This window comes from Kitasatospora sp. NPDC058243 (genome assembly GCF_042882025.1).
In the GTDB taxonomy this organism is placed as follows: Bacteria; Actinomycetota; Actinomycetes; order Streptomycetales; family Streptomycetaceae; genus Kitasatospora.
The window spans coordinates 181,620-196,411 of record NZ_JBHVWW010000002.1; the positions used below are offsets into that span (position 1 = coordinate 181,620).

The 14,792-nt window shown below is 73.9% G+C and carries 13 protein-coding genes; 6 read left to right on the top strand and 7 right to left on the bottom strand.

All coding sequences use genetic code 11. The features are described from left to right. Positions 1–10: 10 nt before the first annotated feature. The 3 genes from rpsG to ACFVX9_RS02560 all read right to left on the bottom strand — a co-directional run bounded on the left by rpsG (position 11) and on the right by ACFVX9_RS02560 (position 1,858). Complete coding sequence (rpsG, locus tag ACFVX9_RS02550; protein ID WP_030055803.1) at positions 11–481, bottom strand: 30S ribosomal protein S7; 471 nt, start codon at positions 479–481, stop codon at positions 11–13. Positions 482–483: 2 nt separating this feature from the next. Continuing rightward, on the bottom strand, positions 484–855 hold the full coding sequence (gene rpsL / locus ACFVX9_RS02555) for a 30S ribosomal protein S12 (RefSeq protein ID WP_014144289.1): 372 nt from the start codon (positions 853–855) through the stop codon (positions 484–486). 421 nt (positions 856–1,276) lie between these two features. Further along, positions 1,277–1,858, bottom strand: coding sequence for a DUF1707 and DUF4190 domain-containing protein (locus ACFVX9_RS02560; protein WP_380480772.1), 582 nt, complete (start codon positions 1,856–1,858; stop codon positions 1,277–1,279). Positions 1,859–2,111: 253 nt separating this feature from the next. Here ACFVX9_RS02560 and ACFVX9_RS02565 point away from each other — a divergent pair, with 253 nt between their 5' ends. The 4 genes from ACFVX9_RS02565 (at position 2,112) to ACFVX9_RS02580 (ending at position 7,176) form a co-directional block, all read left to right on the top strand. Continuing rightward, positions 2,112–2,987, top strand: a complete 876-nt coding sequence (locus tag ACFVX9_RS02565) for an ABC transporter ATP-binding protein (protein ID WP_387980012.1) — start codon at positions 2,112–2,114, stop codon at positions 2,985–2,987. Further along, complete coding sequence (locus ACFVX9_RS02570) at positions 2,984–4,615, top strand: hypothetical protein (RefSeq protein WP_063348952.1); 1,632 nt, start codon at positions 2,984–2,986, stop codon at positions 4,613–4,615. Before ACFVX9_RS02565 ends, ACFVX9_RS02570 begins: the two co-directional genes overlap by 4 nt. 101 nt (positions 4,616–4,716) lie before the next feature. Continuing rightward, the gene (locus ACFVX9_RS02575; RefSeq protein ID WP_380480769.1) at positions 4,717–6,021 is read left to right on the top strand and encodes a DUF2786 domain-containing protein; all 1,305 of its coding nucleotides are present in this window, start codon (positions 4,717–4,719) and stop codon (positions 6,019–6,021) included. Positions 6,022–6,063: 42 nt separating this feature from the next. Continuing rightward, positions 6,064–7,176, top strand: a complete 1,113-nt coding sequence (locus ACFVX9_RS02580) for an ADP-ribosylglycohydrolase family protein (protein WP_380480767.1) — start codon at positions 6,064–6,066, stop codon at positions 7,174–7,176. Between the two features lie 75 nt (positions 7,177–7,251). Here ACFVX9_RS02580 and ACFVX9_RS02585 read toward each other — a convergent pair whose 3' ends face one another. The 4 genes from ACFVX9_RS02585 to ACFVX9_RS02600 form a co-directional block, all read right to left on the bottom strand. After that, on the bottom strand, positions 7,252–8,418 hold the full coding sequence (locus tag ACFVX9_RS02585; RefSeq protein WP_380480765.1) for a serpin family protein: 1,167 nt from the start codon (positions 8,416–8,418) through the stop codon (positions 7,252–7,254). A gap of 225 nt (positions 8,419–8,643) precedes the next feature. Continuing rightward, on the bottom strand, positions 8,644–9,642 hold the full coding sequence (locus ACFVX9_RS02590; RefSeq protein WP_380369586.1) for an ADP-ribosylglycohydrolase family protein: 999 nt from the start codon (positions 9,640–9,642) through the stop codon (positions 8,644–8,646). Between the two features lie 49 nt (positions 9,643–9,691). Beyond that, positions 9,692–10,906: a cytochrome P450 gene (locus tag ACFVX9_RS02595; protein WP_363369343.1), complete on the bottom strand. Its 1,215-nt coding sequence runs from the start codon at positions 10,904–10,906 to the stop codon at positions 9,692–9,694. Positions 10,907–11,001: 95 nt separating this feature from the next. Then, positions 11,002–11,742, bottom strand: coding sequence for an NAD-dependent deacetylase (locus ACFVX9_RS02600; RefSeq protein WP_380480763.1), 741 nt, complete (start codon positions 11,740–11,742; stop codon positions 11,002–11,004). Positions 11,743–11,854: 112 nt separating this feature from the next. On the opposite strand from ACFVX9_RS02600, the gene ACFVX9_RS02605 reads away from it, so the two are divergent. Continuing rightward, the gene (locus tag ACFVX9_RS02605; RefSeq protein ID WP_380480761.1) at positions 11,855–12,919 is read left to right on the top strand and encodes an ATP-binding protein; all 1,065 of its coding nucleotides are present in this window, start codon (positions 11,855–11,857) and stop codon (positions 12,917–12,919) included. Beyond that, positions 12,916–14,715 (top strand): hypothetical protein, encoded by a 1,800-nt coding sequence (locus ACFVX9_RS02610; protein WP_380369592.1) that lies wholly within the window; start codon positions 12,916–12,918, stop codon positions 14,713–14,715. The genes ACFVX9_RS02605 and ACFVX9_RS02610 overlap by 4 nt, the downstream gene beginning before the upstream one ends. Positions 14,716–14,792: the final 77 nt, after the last annotated feature.

Consider the following 14,792-nt stretch of genomic DNA (forward strand, 5'->3'; position numbering starts at 1 on the left):
GGGGTAGGGACTACCAGCGGTAGTGCGCGAAGGCCTTGTTGGACTCGGCCATCTTGTGGGTGTCCTCGCGACGCTTCACGGAAGCGCCCAGGCCGTTGCTGGCGTCGAGGATCTCGTTCATCAGGCGCTCGGTCATGGTCTTCTCGCGACGGGCGCGGGAGTAACCGACCATCCAGCGCAGCGCCAGGGTGCTGGCGCGGCCCGGACGGACCTCGACCGGAACCTGGTAGGTCGCGCCACCGACACGGCGGGACTTGACCTCGAGGGCCGGCTTGACGTTCTCCAGCGCGCGCTTCAGCGTCACGACCGGGTCCGAGCCGGTCTTCTCACGGACGCCCTCAAGGGCGCCGTAGACGATCCGCTCGGCGGTGGAGCGCTTGCCGTGCAGCAGGATCTTGTTGACCAGCTGGGTGACGACCGGGGAGCCGTAAACCGGGTCGATGATGACCGGGCGCTTCGGGGCGGGGCCCTTACGAGGCATTCTTACTTCTCCTTCTTGGCGCCGTAGCGGCTGCGAGCCTGCTTGCGGTTCTTGACACCCTGGGTGTCAAGCGAACCGCGGATGATCTTGTAGCGGACACCAGGAAGGTCCTTCACACGACCACCGCGCACCAGCACGATGGAGTGCTCCTGCAGATTGTGGCCCTCGCCCGGGATGTAAGCGGTGACCTCGATCCCGCTGGTGAGGCGCACACGGGCGACCTTGCGGAGAGCCGAGTTCGGCTTCTTCGGGGTGGTCGTGTACACACGCGTGCAGACCCCACGACGCTGCGGGGAACCCTTCAGCGCGGGAGTCTTGTTCTTCTCGACCTTGTCCTGCCGGCCCTTTCGGACCAGCTGCTGGATCGTAGGCACCGTTTCTCCGTTTTCTGTGTGCCAAGGCTTGGTAAAACTAACCTGCGGTGATCCCCCGCACACGGCCCCGTGGTCGACCCACGCGGTCGGGTGTGTTGGGCTTATTCCGACACGGAATCCCATGAGCTGATGTACAGCGACGGCGCTCAACGCGCGGGGCGCTGGAAGGCGCTCCGGCTCGGCGCGGCGACCGGTGTGCATGCACGCACAAGGACCCGGGGACACCCCAGGCACAAGGTCAGAGCGTACCTAGCGCATCGGGCGCGGTCAAAACAAATGCAACGCCGCAGGTCGCGACCTTCGGCCGGATGTCCCAGGAGTGTCCCGGACGCGACCACCCGGTGTCGGACCGCCCTCCACCCGCTCTACCACAGCCCGCCGACCGCCGCCACCGGGGCGGGACGCGCCCGGGGCGACCCGCTCAGACCGGCACCTGCAGCACCACCAGGAGCAGCAGCGTCCAGAGCGCGCAGCCCGCGTAGCCGAAGAGCAGGCCGAGGGTGGAGACCCAGTCGCCGGCCCGGTCGTGGCGGCTCAGCTGGGCCTTCGCGACGTGCCCGACGACCACCGCGGGCAGCGAGAGGCCGGTCAGACCGAAGACCAGTGAGGTGACCGCCAGCCCGTTGGTGGAGCGAACCGGCGGCGGAGGCGGCGGGAGGAAGGTCGCCGGGACGGGCGGGGCGGCGAAGGCCATCGGCGCCGGCATCGGGCCGGAGGGCAGGTCGGACACCAGCCCGGCCAGCTGGCCGTAGGTCTGCGCGACGGAGGCCTGCTCGTGGCGCTGCTCGTACTCCTCGGCGGAGAGCCGGCCCTCGGCGAACGCGGCCTTCAGCACGTCGATCGTCCGGTCCCGGTCCGCGTACCCGGCACGCATCCCCGCGTGGAACCCGGGCTGCGGGACGGACTGCGGGACGGACTGCGGGACGGGCTGGGGCTGCCGGCCCCCGGCCGGGCCGCGATCCGGCTCGCCAGGGTCCGAGGCTCCCCACGGTTGAACGGCCATCCGCACCTCCCGGCACCCGGCGCGGCCCCGCGCCCCTCGCTGTCCCTCACTGCCCCTCATAGTGCAGGACGAACGGCGGAGCTGAGTAGTTGCCAATTCCAGCCCGGCACCCGCCGTAACGCGCCGTCCGGACGGCGCGCCTCACCCGTTCGGCCCACTCGCTCAGGGGATCCTCAACTCGGGAGACAGCCCGTTTCCGCAGTGACAGGCTGAGTCCGAGACACCCATCCGCCAGCGAACAGAGAAGGCCGCCATGCAGGCGTCAGCGCCGCCGCCGTCCGACCACCCCGCACCCGTTCCCCCCTCCGCCGTCAGCATCCAGGGGCTGTGGAAGCACTTCGGCGGCCAGGCCGCCGTCGCCGGACTCAGCCTGGAGCTGCCGGCCGGCTCCTTCATCGGCCTGGTCGGCCCGAACGGCGCCGGCAAGACCACCACGCTGTCCATGGCCACCGGCCTGCTCCGGCCCGACCAGGGCACCGTCCTCATCCACGGCGGCGACGTCTGGGCCGACCCGGTCGCGGTCAAGGCCCGGATCGGCATCCTGCCCGAGGGGCTGCGGATGTTCGAGCGGCTCAGCGGCCGCGAACTGCTGCAGTACAACGGGCGGCTGCGCGGCCTGCCCGGCGCCGAGGTGGACCGCCGCGCCGAGGAGCTGCTGGCCGTCCTGGACCTCGCCCGCGACGCCGACAAGCTGGTCGCCGACTACTCCACCGGCATGCGCAAGAAGATCGGCCTGGCCGCCGCGCTGCTGCACAACCCCGACGTGCTGTTCCTCGACGAGCCCTTCGAGGGCGTCGACCCGGTCTCCGCGCAGACCATCCGCGGCGTGCTCAAGCGGTACGCGGCGGCCGGATCCACGGTGGTCTTCTCCAGCCACGTGATGGAACTGGTCGAACAGCTCTGCGACTGGGTCGCCGTGGTCAACGCCGGCCGGGTGATCGCCCACGGCCCGCTGGACACCGTGCGCGGCGGGCGCAGCCTCCACGAGGCCTTCCTCGGCCTGATCGGCGTCCGCGAGGACGACGGCCAGGCGCTCGGCTGGCTCGGCGGCGGAGCGGCCGGGAACGCTCCGGCCGGCGGCGGGCAGCTCGGCGGACAGGCCGGCGCGCAGCTCGGGGGCGGGCAGTGAGCACCGCCCCCGCAGCCGCCCGCACCCCGGTGCCCGACGGGCGGACGGTGGTCCGCGCCCTGGTGGCACTCAAGCTGCGGCTGCTGCGCAACGGCCTGCGGCGCAGCCCCGGCCGGACCGCCGTGTACGTCATCGGCGGCGTCCTCGGCCTGGCCTTCGCGGCCGGCATCGCCTTCGCCCTCGCCATGATGAACGGGCGCTTCGACGGCTCCGGGGACGCCGGGGTGATGCTGCTCGGCGTGCTCACCCTCGGCTGGGCGGCGCTGCCGCTGTTCCTCTTCTCCAGCGACGAGAGCGCCGACCCGACCCGGCTCACCATGCTCCCGCTGCGGCCCGGCCCGCTGCTGCGCGGCTCGCTGCTGGCCGCGCTGATCGGGCCCGGCCCGCTGGTCAGCCTGGTGCTGGTGACCGGCGCGGCGCTGTCCGGTGCCAACGGCGGGGCCTCGGCCGCGGCCGCGCTGGTCGGCGTCCCGCTGGCCGTGCTCTGCCTGGTCACGCTCTCCCGGGCGGTCGCCGCCGGCAACGCCCGGATGCTCTCCAGCCGGCGCGGCAAGGACTTCGCGATCTTCGGCGGACTGCTGTTCGCCCTGCTCGTGCAGGCCGCCAACGTCGGCTCGCAGAGCGTCTTCGGCCGGCCCGGGGACCACCTCGACCTCAGCCCGCTGGCGCCGATCGCCTCCGTGCTGCGCTGGCTGCCGCCGGTCGGCGCGGCCGACGCGGCCCGCACCGCCGGCGAGGGACGGTACGGGCTGGCGCTGTTCCAGCTCGCCGCGGCCGCGGCGCTGCTCGCCCTGCTGCTGCGCTGGTGGCGCGGCAGCCTCCAGGAGCTGATGGTCACCGCCGACTCCTCCACCCTGGAGGTGGCCCGCGGCGTGCAGAGCTCGCGCGGCTGGAGCTTCCTGCCCGAGGGCCGGGCCGGCGCGGTGATGCAGCGCCACCTCCGGTACGCCTGGCGGGAGCCGCGGGCCAAGGCCGCGGTGTTCACCAGCATCGGCATGACGCTGGTGATCTGCGTGCTGTCGATGGTCCAGGGCTGGTCGAGCGTCTACCTGCTGGCGATGACCGGGATGTTCCTCGGGCTGCAGATGCTCAACCTGTTCGGCATGGACGGCTCGGCGTTCTGGATGGTCGCCGCCACCCTGCTCACCCCGGCCGACGCCCGGGACGAGCTGCGCGGCCGGGCCTACGCGGTGCTGTCGTACGCCATCCCGGTGACGCTGGTGCTCGGGCCCGTGCTGGCCGCCGCCACCGGCGACTGGGCCGGCCTGCCGTCCGCACTCGGCCTCGCGCTCGCCCTGCTCGGCTGCGGCGTCGCGCTCGGCGCGACGCTCAGCGTGCTCGCGCCGTACACCATGCCGGCCGACAGCAATCCGATGCGCAACGCCGCCCCCGGGCAGGGCGGCCTGGTGCTGGTCAACCAGTTCGGCTCGCTGTTCGGTGTGGCGTTGCTCTCCCTACCGGTGAGCGGCTACCTCGGCTGGGCGCTGCTCTCCGCCGGCCCGACCTGGCCGGTCCTGGTGGTCGGCCCGCTCTACGGCGCCCTGATCGCCGCCCTCGGCATCCGTTTCGCGGCCGGGCGGCTGCTGGAGCGCGCCCCGGAGATCCTGGCCAAGGCCGTCGAGCGCTGAGTCGCCTGCGTCACCCCGGAGCGCCCGGTCCCGTCGAGGGGGCGGGCGCTCCGGCATCATGGGCGGGAGGGCCGGGCCGTCGAGGAGAGCAGGGACACACCGTGGGCAAGCGCGCGCAGCAGGACGGGGACGGGGGCGCCGGCCCACTGCTGGAGCAGGCGGTGCGATCGGTGCTGACGGCCCCGGACGAAACGCTGGACCTCGCCCTGGACACCGGGGCGTCGCTGCTCGCCGCCTCGGCCGGGCAGTGGCCGGCGGTCAGCCGGGCGCTGCTGGGGTACGCGGACACCGCCGTCGGCCGCTGCTGGTCCGCCGGGTGGCGCCCGGCCGACCTGGCCCGGGTGGTCCGGCGCGGGCTGAAGCCCGTCCACCTGGCCCTCGCGGTGGACCTGATCGCCGCCGAGGGCCGTCGGCACCCCGCGGCCGCCCTCGACCGGCGCTGGCACGAGCAGCTGCGCGAGCTGGAGGCCGAGGTCTGGTGGCCCGGCGACGAGCAGTACCTCGGCGCCTTCGCCGACCGGCACCGGCTGGACCGCTTCGCGCTCGCCACCGCCGCCCTGGAGCTGCTGCGGACCTGGGGCCGGCTGCCGCCGATCTCCCCGGTCGGCCCCGCGCCCGGCCGGCGGCCGCAGACCGATCGCACCACGGGCCCGCAGGCCGAACGCACCACGGGCCCGCTGACCGGCGAGCCGCGGATGCTGGCCCGGATCCGGGCGCTGCTGGCCAAGGCCGAGTCCACCGAGTACCCGGAGGAGGCCGAGGCGCTCACCACCAAGGCCCAGCAGCTGATGGCCCAGCACAGCATCGACGACGCGCTGCTGGCCGCCACCGGCGACGACCGGAACACCCCGGCGGCGCTGCGGATCGGCGTGGACAACCCGTACGAGAGCCCCAAGACGATGCTGCTGGACGCCGTCGCGGCGGCCAACCGGTGCCGGGCGGTGTGGGCCAAGGAGTTCGGCTTCTGCACCGTCGTCGGCTTCGACGGCGACCTGGACGGCGTCGAGCTGCTCTACACCTCGCTGCTGGTGCAGGCCACCCACGCGCTCAACAAGGCCGGCTCCCGCCGGGACTCGCGCAGCAAGGCGTTCCGGCACTCCTTCCTGGTCGCGTACGCGGCGCGGATCCGCGAGCGGCTGACCGCCGCCACCGAGCGCGCGACCAGTGCCGCCGCGGCCGGCCGGCACCTGCGCGAGGACGGCACCGAGGAGCAGCTGCTGCCCGACGAGCGGCTGCTGCCCGCGCTCGCCGCCCGCTCCGAGGCGGTGGACGACGAGGTCGGCCGGCTGTTCCCCAAGCTGGTCTCGCAGCGGGTCCGGGTGAGCGACGGAGTGGGCTGGGCGGCCGGGCGCGCCGCCGCCGACCGCGCCGCGCTGCACGGGCGCGCCGGGCAGATCCGCCGGTAGACCTGATAGAACGTATCCCGCCATGAACCAAGGGGGATCGACGTGACGGAGTCGGCGGCCGAATCGGGATACCGCGACCGGGTGCGCGGGGCGCTGCTCGGCGGGGCCGTCGGCGATGCGCTGGGCTGGCCGGTGGAGTTCCAGCAGCTCCACCAGATCCAGCAGCGGTACGGGCCGGACGGCGTGACCGGGCTGCCGGCCGGTACCGGGCCGGTCGAAGTCACCGACGACACCCAGATGACCCTGTTCACCACCGAGGGCCTGATCCGCGCGTTCGTCCGCGGCTGGACGGGCGGCGGCGGCTCGGTGCCGGAGGCCGTCCACGCCGCGTACCGGCGCTGGCTGCTGACCCAGCGCCAGGGCTCGCCGGACACCGCGCCGCAGCCCCGCCCGTACGACGGCTGGCTGCTGACCAGGCCCTTCCTGTACGCGTCGCGGGCGCCCGGCAACGCCTGCATGAGCGGGGTGGCCGAGCACCCGGAGTTCGAGTCGCCGTCCGTGATCGGGCAGCCGGGGCCGATCAACCCGGAGTCCAAGGGCTGCGGCACGGTGATGCGCTCGGCGCCGTTCGGGCTGGCCCGGCTGGGCGTCGAGCTGTCCTTCGGGCTGGCCGTGCAGTGTGCCCAGCTCACCCACGGGCACCCGACCGGCTACCTCTCGGCGGGCGCCTTCGCGGCGCTGGTCGAGCGGCTCGCCAACGGGACCGAGCCGTGGGCGGCGGTCGGCGAGACCGTGGAGCAGATCCGCGAGCTGCCGGGGTCCAAGGAGACGGTGCAGGCGCTGGCCCGGGCCGTCCGGGTGGCCCAGGAGTCGCAGCCGACGGCGGAGTCCGTGGAGCGGGTCGGCCTCGGCTGGATCGCCGAGGAGTGCCTGGCCATCGCGGTGTACTCGCTGCTGGCGACCACCCTCGAACCCGACCCGGTGCGCAGCGCGCTGCTGCTGTCGGTGAACCACTCCGGGGACAGCGACTCCACCGGCGCGGTCTGCGGCAACCTGGTCGGCGCCGCGTACGGCGCCTCGGCGCTGCCCGCCGAGTGGGCGGGGGCGGTCGAGGGCCGGGCCGAACTGCTGCGGGTCGCGGACGACCTGCTGGTGCTGTTCGGCAGCCGCGACCCGGCCCACCCGGCGCTCGGCGGGCGCTACCCGGCCTGGTGACGCCCGGTCCTCCTCCGGCTGCTTCTCCTGCTTCGTCCGCTTCATCTGCTTCGTCCGCTTCGCCTACGGGTCGGCTCAGGAGGCCTGCGGGTCGGTGACCTGGCCGAGGAACAGCGGCCGCCCGTCGGCGGTGTCGCGGATCAGGAACAGGAACGGCCGGTCGATGTGCAGTTGGACGGACTCCGGCACGGCCGGCGCCGCCATCGCCGCCACCCCGGCGCCGCTGCCGGCCGCCGCGACCGTACCGTCCTCGTTCACCTCGACGGTGGCCTTCTGCACCACCGCGCCCAGGCCGAGCGGCTCCTTGGCGGTGATGCCGGTGAAGTCGGGCGCGTCGAAGGCCGCCTTGACGCCGAGTGAGCGCAGGGCGGGGACGAGGTCGTTGGCCGTGTCGAAGTGGAACCGCGGCAGGGTCAGGTCGACGGACCGCTCGCCGAGCCCGCCGAGGATCCGGTCGAGCTGGGCCTGGTCCAGGCCCTTGCTGAAGGCCGCGTACCCGCCCTGGGCGGGGACGATCAGATCCATCGCCAACCCACCTCCCGCGTAAGGGAGTTCGACGGCCTGCCAGGGTTCGCCGACGATGCCGCCGGAGCCCTCGGCGTACCGGAGGGTGCCGGTGCGGCTCATCGTGCTCACCGCCGGGGTGGAGCCGTCCAGCCGGTGGAAGGGGCGCTCGGAGGTGTTCGCGGGCTTGAACCCGGAGGCCCACGCCGCCTTCAGGTAGAGCGCGTCGGTGAGTGCCAGCCGGGTGTCGGCGGTGATCTGCCGCGGGCCGAAGAGCTCCTTGATCCGCCCCTCGGTGGCCTTCTCCACCGCCGCGTTGATGCTCCCGCGGGCGCCGGCCGGGTCCCTGGCGAAGTCGACGGGGTGCACGCCGGTGTCGAAGGCGGCGGCGAGCGTGTCCAGGTACTCCGGGGCGACGGCCAGGCCCTGCTGCGTCCACAGGTCGTCGGAACGGCGCAGGACGACCTGGTCGCCGCCGGCCCGGCTCCCGCTGTCCGGCGCGCCGACGGCGAGGGCGTACTGCCGCGGGTCGAGCCCGGTGTGCAGGGCCTTGGCCAGCTCCTCGGCGGTGGCACCGCGCGCCCCCGGCAGCAGCATCCCGAGCACGCTCGCCAGCCCGGCCGGCGAGACCACGACGTTGCGCCCCGCCCCGTCCGGCGTCGCGGTCAGCACGTGCAGCAGGTCCAGCCCGAAGGCGCTGGTCCCGGCCGCCACCGCAGCCACCTGCCCCGGATCCACCGCCGCCCGGCTCCCCGACGCCGAGACCCGCACCACCACGGGCCCCCCGCCCGCCGCACTCCCGCACCCGGCCAGCGCCGGGCCGACCGCCAACCCGGCGGCGAGAAGCAGCCCCACCCGACGGCGGGAACGGCGATGCCCTGCGGTGCTGCGCTTCGTCATGGCCCTTCGACGCACCACCCCCGACCCCGGTTCCACCCGGGCCCGGAACGCAGGTTGTGGAGCTCAGTCCCAGAGCGCCCCGAGCGCGAGCAGCTCGTCCCGGTACTCGATCCGCTCCACCCACTCCTGCGGCCAGACCGACTCCCCGTGATGGGCCCCGGCGAAGGCGCCGGTCAGACAGGCCAGGGAGTCCGAGTCGCCGCTGGAGTAGGCGGCCCGGCGGACGGCGGACACCGGGTCGTCCGGCAGCAGCAGAAAGCAGAGCAGGCCGGTGGCGAAGGCCTCCTCGGCGACCCAGCCCTCACCGGTGGCCAGACACGGGTCCGCTTCGACGTCGGGCGCGGCGAGCGCGGCGTCCAACTGGTCGAGCACGGCCAGGCAGTCGTCCCAGCCGCGGGCGATGACGTCCTGCGGCGAGCGACCGTACCAGCGCGCGGAGAGGTCGCCGAGCCAGAACTCGTCGTACCGCTCGCGGCTCGCCAGCGCGTACGCCCGCAGCACCGCGGGCAGGCCGGCCGGCGGAACGCCCTCGGCGAGCTTGCGGATGGCGTACGCGGTGAGGTCACTGGCGGCGAGTGCGGTCGGGTGCCCGTGGGTGAGCGCGGACTGCAGCTGCGCGGCGCCCGCGAGCTGGCGGGCGTCGAGTTCGCGGATCAGTCCGACCGGAGCGACCCGCATGTTGGCGCCGCAGCCCTTGGAACCGACGTCGCTCGCCTGCTGCCAGCGGTACGCGGGGCGGCTCAGCCGCTCGCAGGCGCGCAGGCAGGTCATGCCGGGAGCACGGTTGTTCTGCGGGGAGCGCCACCAGTCGACGAACTCCTCGCGAACGGGCCGCTCCAGCCGTAGCGGGGTGAGCGGCCCGCGCTCCAGGGCAATGCGCAGACCACGGCCGAGGGCGAGGGTCATCTGGGTGTCGTCGGTGACCAGCGCCCTTCGGGGCAGCGGAAGTTGCCGCCAGTCCGGGTGGTCGTCGGCAATCATCTCTACCGTCTTGAACTCGGTCACCCGGCCGATCGCATCCCCGATCGCCAGCCCCAGCAGTGACCCCGTCGCCTTGCCCACAGCTCTCCCCCGTTCCTCGAACCGACCCCGACCTGGCCCCGACCTCGATCTAGACCTCGACCACCAGTTCCCTGAGGCCCCGGATCACGTAGCCCGGGTTCCACTCGGGTTCGCGGGCCAGGCGCAGGCCGGGGGCGCGGCGCAGGAGGGCGCCGTAGGACTCGGTGAGTTCCAGTCTGGCGAGCGGGGCGCCGAGACAGAAGTGGATTCCGGCGCCGAAGGTGATGTGGGGGTTGTCGGTGCGGCCGAGGTCGAGGCGGTCGGGGTCGGTGAAGCGCTCGGGGTCGCGGTTGGCGGAGCCGAAGAGGAGGGCGACCTCGGAGCCGCGCGGGATGGTGACGCCGCGCAGCTCGATGTCCTCCAGCACCCACCGTTCGAACAGCTGCAGCGGGGTGTCCCAGCGCATCAGCTCCTCGATGGCGGTGGGCAGGAGCGCGTCGGTCGCGCCGCGCAGCCGGGCGAGTTCACCGGGGTTGCGGAACAGCGCCCACCAGCCGTTGCCGGTGGTGTTGACGGTCGCCTCGTGGCCGGCGTTGAGCAGCAGCACGCAGGTGGAGATCATCTCCTGCTCGCTGAGCGCGTCGGAGCCCTCCTGGGCCTGGATCAGCGCGCTGATCAGGTCGGTGCCGGGGGCGGTGCGGCGTTCGCGGATGAGGGCGCGCAGGTAGTCGGAGAACTCGGTGCTCGCGGTGACGGCCTTGCGGGCGGCCTCCTCGCTCGGGTTGAGCTCGTACATGCCGGTGATGTCGGCGGACCAGGGCCGCAGCAGGTGCCGGTCGCCCTCCGGCACGCCGAGCATCTCGGCGATCACGGCGACCGGCAGCGGCTCGGCGACGGCGGCGATCAGGTCGCCGCCGCCGGCCGCGAGCAGGCCGTCGACGAGTTCCCCGGCGAGCCGCTGGACGGTCGGCCGCAGGCCCTCGACCATGCGCGGGGTGAAGGCCTTGGAGACCAGCCGGCGGATCCGGGTGTGGTCGGGGGCCTCCAGGTCGAGCAGCCCGAAGTCGTTGAGGGTGTGGAAGGGCTCGTGCGCCGGGTCGGGTTCGGGCCGGCCGAACTCCTGGTGGCTGAAGCGGTGGGTGTAGGTGCGCCCGAGCCGCCGGTCGCGCAGGAGCGCGCTGACGTCCTCGTGCCGCGAGACGAGCCACTGCCCGGTCGGCTCGAAGTACGTCACCGGCGCGTGCTCGCGCAACTCGGCGTACGCGTCGTACGGGTGGGCCACGAACGCCGCCGACCAGGGGTCGAACTTCGCCGTCGTCGTCATCGCTCGATCACTCCAGGCCATGAGGGGGGAGCCGGAAGGATCATCGTACGCATGCGGTTCACCCGTTTTTAAGCCCCTTCTTCGGAGCCCTTTTTTCAGAGCCCCTCCCCCACCAGCCTCCGCACCAAGTCCGGCAGCGCCTGGGAGATCGGCTCGCGGATCACCTCGACGGCGGCCTCGTCGTACGGCGTCGGCTCGGCGTTCAGGATGATCAGCTTCGACCCGGTCCGCACCGCGTCGTACGGCAGCGCGGCCACCGGGAACACCTGAAGACTGGTACCGACCGCGATGAACACGTCGCAGGCACGGGCGATCGAGTCGGCCTGCCCGAGCACCTCCTGGTCCAGGTTCTCGCCGAACATCACCGTGCGCGGCTTCAGGATCCCCCCGCACGCCCGACAGGCGGGGTCCGGCTCGCCCGCCTCGACCCGCCGCAGCGCCTCCGCCATCGGCCCCGTCGCCCCGCAGCCCAGACACTGCACCTCCAGTGCGGTGCCGTGCAGTTCGAGCACCTTGCGCGGGGCCAGCCCGGCCCGCTGGTGCAGCCCGTCCACGTTCTGGGTGAGCACCCGCAGCGGCAGCCCCGAGCGCTCCAGGTCGACCAGCGCCCGGTGCCCGGCGTTCGGCTCGGCCCCCAGCACACCCGTCTCCAGCCTCAGCCGCCACGCCCGCCGCCGCACCTCGGGATCGGCACGGTACGGGCCGATGGTGACCAGGTCCTGGGCCGACGGGTCGCGCTGCCAGAGCCCCTGCGGGCCTCGGTAGTCGGGGATGCCCGAGTCGGTCGAGATGCCCGCGCCGGTGAGGACGGCGATCAGGGGGCGTTTCGCGTTCATGCCCCGGACGGTACGGGCGGGCCGGTTCGGGGCGCCAGCGAAAATCCGGGTGCGCCGCGTCAACTCCCGCCGCAGACTGGGCCGGTCACCCCACCACTTGCCAAGGAGCCCCGTGCAGGGAGCAGTCAGCGTCTCGCCCGTCCAGATTCCCGAGTTGCTGCTCGGGCTGGCCACCGTCCGGCCGGTGTTCCTCTGGGGCGCGCCCGGGATCGGAAAGTCCTCGCTGGTAAGGGAGTTCGCCGAGTCGCTCGGCCTGGAGTGCGTGAGCCTGGTCGGCACCCAGCTCGCCCCGGAGGACCTGATCGGTGTCCCGCAGCTGACCCCGGAGGGCCGTTCCCGGTTCTGCCCGCCCGAGCAGATCGCCCGCGACGAGCCGTACTGCCTGTTCCTGGACGAGCTCAACGCGGCGACCCCGGACGTCCAGAAGGCGTTCTACTCGCTGATCCTGGACCGCCGGATCGGCTCGTACGAGCTGCCGCCCGGCTCGATCGTGATCGGCGCCGGGAACCGCGCCACCGACGGCGCGCTCGCCCGACCGATGGCGTCCGCGCTGGTCAACCGCATGGTCCACGTGCACCTGCGGGCCAGCGCCGCGGACTGGCTGCGCTGGGCGGCCGGCGCCGGCATCCACCCCTGGGTCGTCGACTACGTCACCGACCGGCCCGACCACCTGTGGTCCGCCCCGCCGAAGACCGAGGAGCCGTTCTCCACCCCGCGCGCATGGCACATGCTCTCCGACGCGCTGCACTCCTTCGGCCCCACCCTGGACGAGGAGACCCTCAAGGTGCTCGCGTACGGGCTGCTCACCCCGCAGCACGCGATCGCCTTCTGCGGCTACGCCAAGATCGTCCGCAACGCCTACGGCCTGGAGGCGATCCTCAAGGGCGACGCCCGCTGGCCGCACCGGCTGGAGGACCGCGACCTGCTCTACTACCTGGCCGACGCCTTCCGCGGCCGCCTGGTCAAGGAGCTTCCGGCCAGCAAGGAGCACGCCTCGGGGGCGCAGCGGCAGACCGCCTTCCGGGCCAAGTCGCTGCTGGTGCAGCTGGCCGAGATCTCGGTGGAGGTCGCCCAGACGGTGATCGCCGACGGCGCGGACGGCAATCCGGTGCTGCCCTCCTGGTTCCTGATCGAGGCGGCCCGGGACATGCCCCGGCTGGTCGAGGCCCGCCGGTGAGCCCTTCCGTCCAGAAGGGTGCGAAGAAGCCGGACCCGGGCGCGGAGGTCTTCGCCGAGGGGGTCCGGCTGCTGCGCCAGAACCCGGCCTTCGACGCCGTGCCCGCCGATTTCTGCCGCCGGGACGACTGCGGGCTGGCCCCGACCGGCGGCTGGGCGGTGGTCGACTCCGACGGCACCGTGCACGTCAACCCGCGCCGCCGGGCCGAGCCGGACGAGTGGGCCTGGGTACTGGCGCACTGCCTGCTGCACCTGGGCTTCGGCCACGTCCCGGCCGCCAAGGGTGTCCGGGTCCAGCCCGACGCCTACGAGGAGGCGGCCCGCTGCGCGGTGGTGAACCGTTTCCTCGCGACCTTCCCCGTCGGCCGCCCCCCGGTCGCCCTCCCGCAGGAGTACCCGGGCGGCGACGAGGAGGAGCTGGCCGCCCGCTGGCGCCGCGACGGCCTGCCGCCCGCCGTCACCGCCGGGACGGCCGGCACCGCCGACCACGACCAGCTGCTGGTCGAGTGGCAGGACTACGGCCACACCCCGAAGGACTGGTCGGCGGCCTTCGCCGCCGCCCTCACCCGCACCATGTCCGCCGCGATGGACCGGGCCGGCGGCCGTTTCGACCGGGAGACCGGCGAGCGCCTGCCCGTACGGCCGTGGACCAGGGCGCTCGGCTGGTTCGTCTCCTCCTACCCGCTGCTCGGCGGCATCGCGGCCGGCCTCACCGTCGTCGCCGACGCCGAACTGGCCCGCGCCCACGGCATCTCCATCGCCGCCGTCAACGCCGAGGCCGGCGAGGTCTACATCAACCCGCTGCGCCAGCAGACCGACGAGGAGTGGCGGTTCATCCTCGGCCACGAGATGCTGCACGCCGCCCTGCGGCACGGCGAGCGCCGCGGCGGCCGGGACCCGTTCCTCTTCAACGTCGCCGCCGACTACGTCATCAACGGCTGGCTGCTGGAGATGGGCGTCGGCGACATGCCGGAAGGCCTGCTGCACGACCCGCAGCTGAAGGGGCTGTCGGCCGAGGAGGTGTACGACCGGATCGTCCGCGACGAGCGCCGGATCCGCCGGCTCGCCACTCTGGCCGGCAAGAACCGCCCGGACATCCTCGGCGCACCGCTGGACCGCGGCCCGCGCGACTACGTGGACCTCGACGACTTCTACCGCCGCGGACTCCAGCAGGGCTTCGAGCTGCACCAGCGCGACCGCGGGCTGCTGCCCGCCGGACTGGTCGAGGAGATCCGCGCCCTCGCCCACCCGCCGCTGCCCTGGGACGCCCGGCTGGCCCGCTGGTTCGACGAGTTCGTGCCCCGTCCGGAGCCGGTCCGCAGCTACTCCCGCCCGGCCCGTCGGCAGTCCGCCACCCCGGACATCCCCCGGGCCGGCCGCTACCACCCGCCGGAGGAGGTACCGCGCTGCACCTTCGGCGTCGTCCTGGACACCTCCGGCTCGATGAACCGGGTCCTGCTCGGCAAGGCGCTCGGCGCGATCGCCTCGTACGCGGCCGCCCGGGACGTGCCCGCGGCCCGGGTGGTGCACTGCGACGCCGCACCGCACGACGCCGGGTACGTCCCGGTCGGCGAGATCGCCGGCCGGGTCCGGGTGCGCGGGCGCGGCGGCACCGAGCTGCAGCCGGGCGTCGACCTGCTGGAGCGGGCCGAGGACTTCCCGCGCGGGGCGCCCGTGCTGGTGATCACCGACGGCGCGTGCGACGTGCTGCGGGTGCGCCGCGAGCACGCCTTCCTCGTCCCCCGGGGCGCCGGGCTGCCGTTCACCCCGCGCGGACCGGTGTTCCGGATGAGCTGACGGGCGCCCGCCCCTCCCCTGCGGGAGCGGCCGCCCGTCCGGACCGCCCAGCCAGACCAGCACCGGGCGGACCAGCA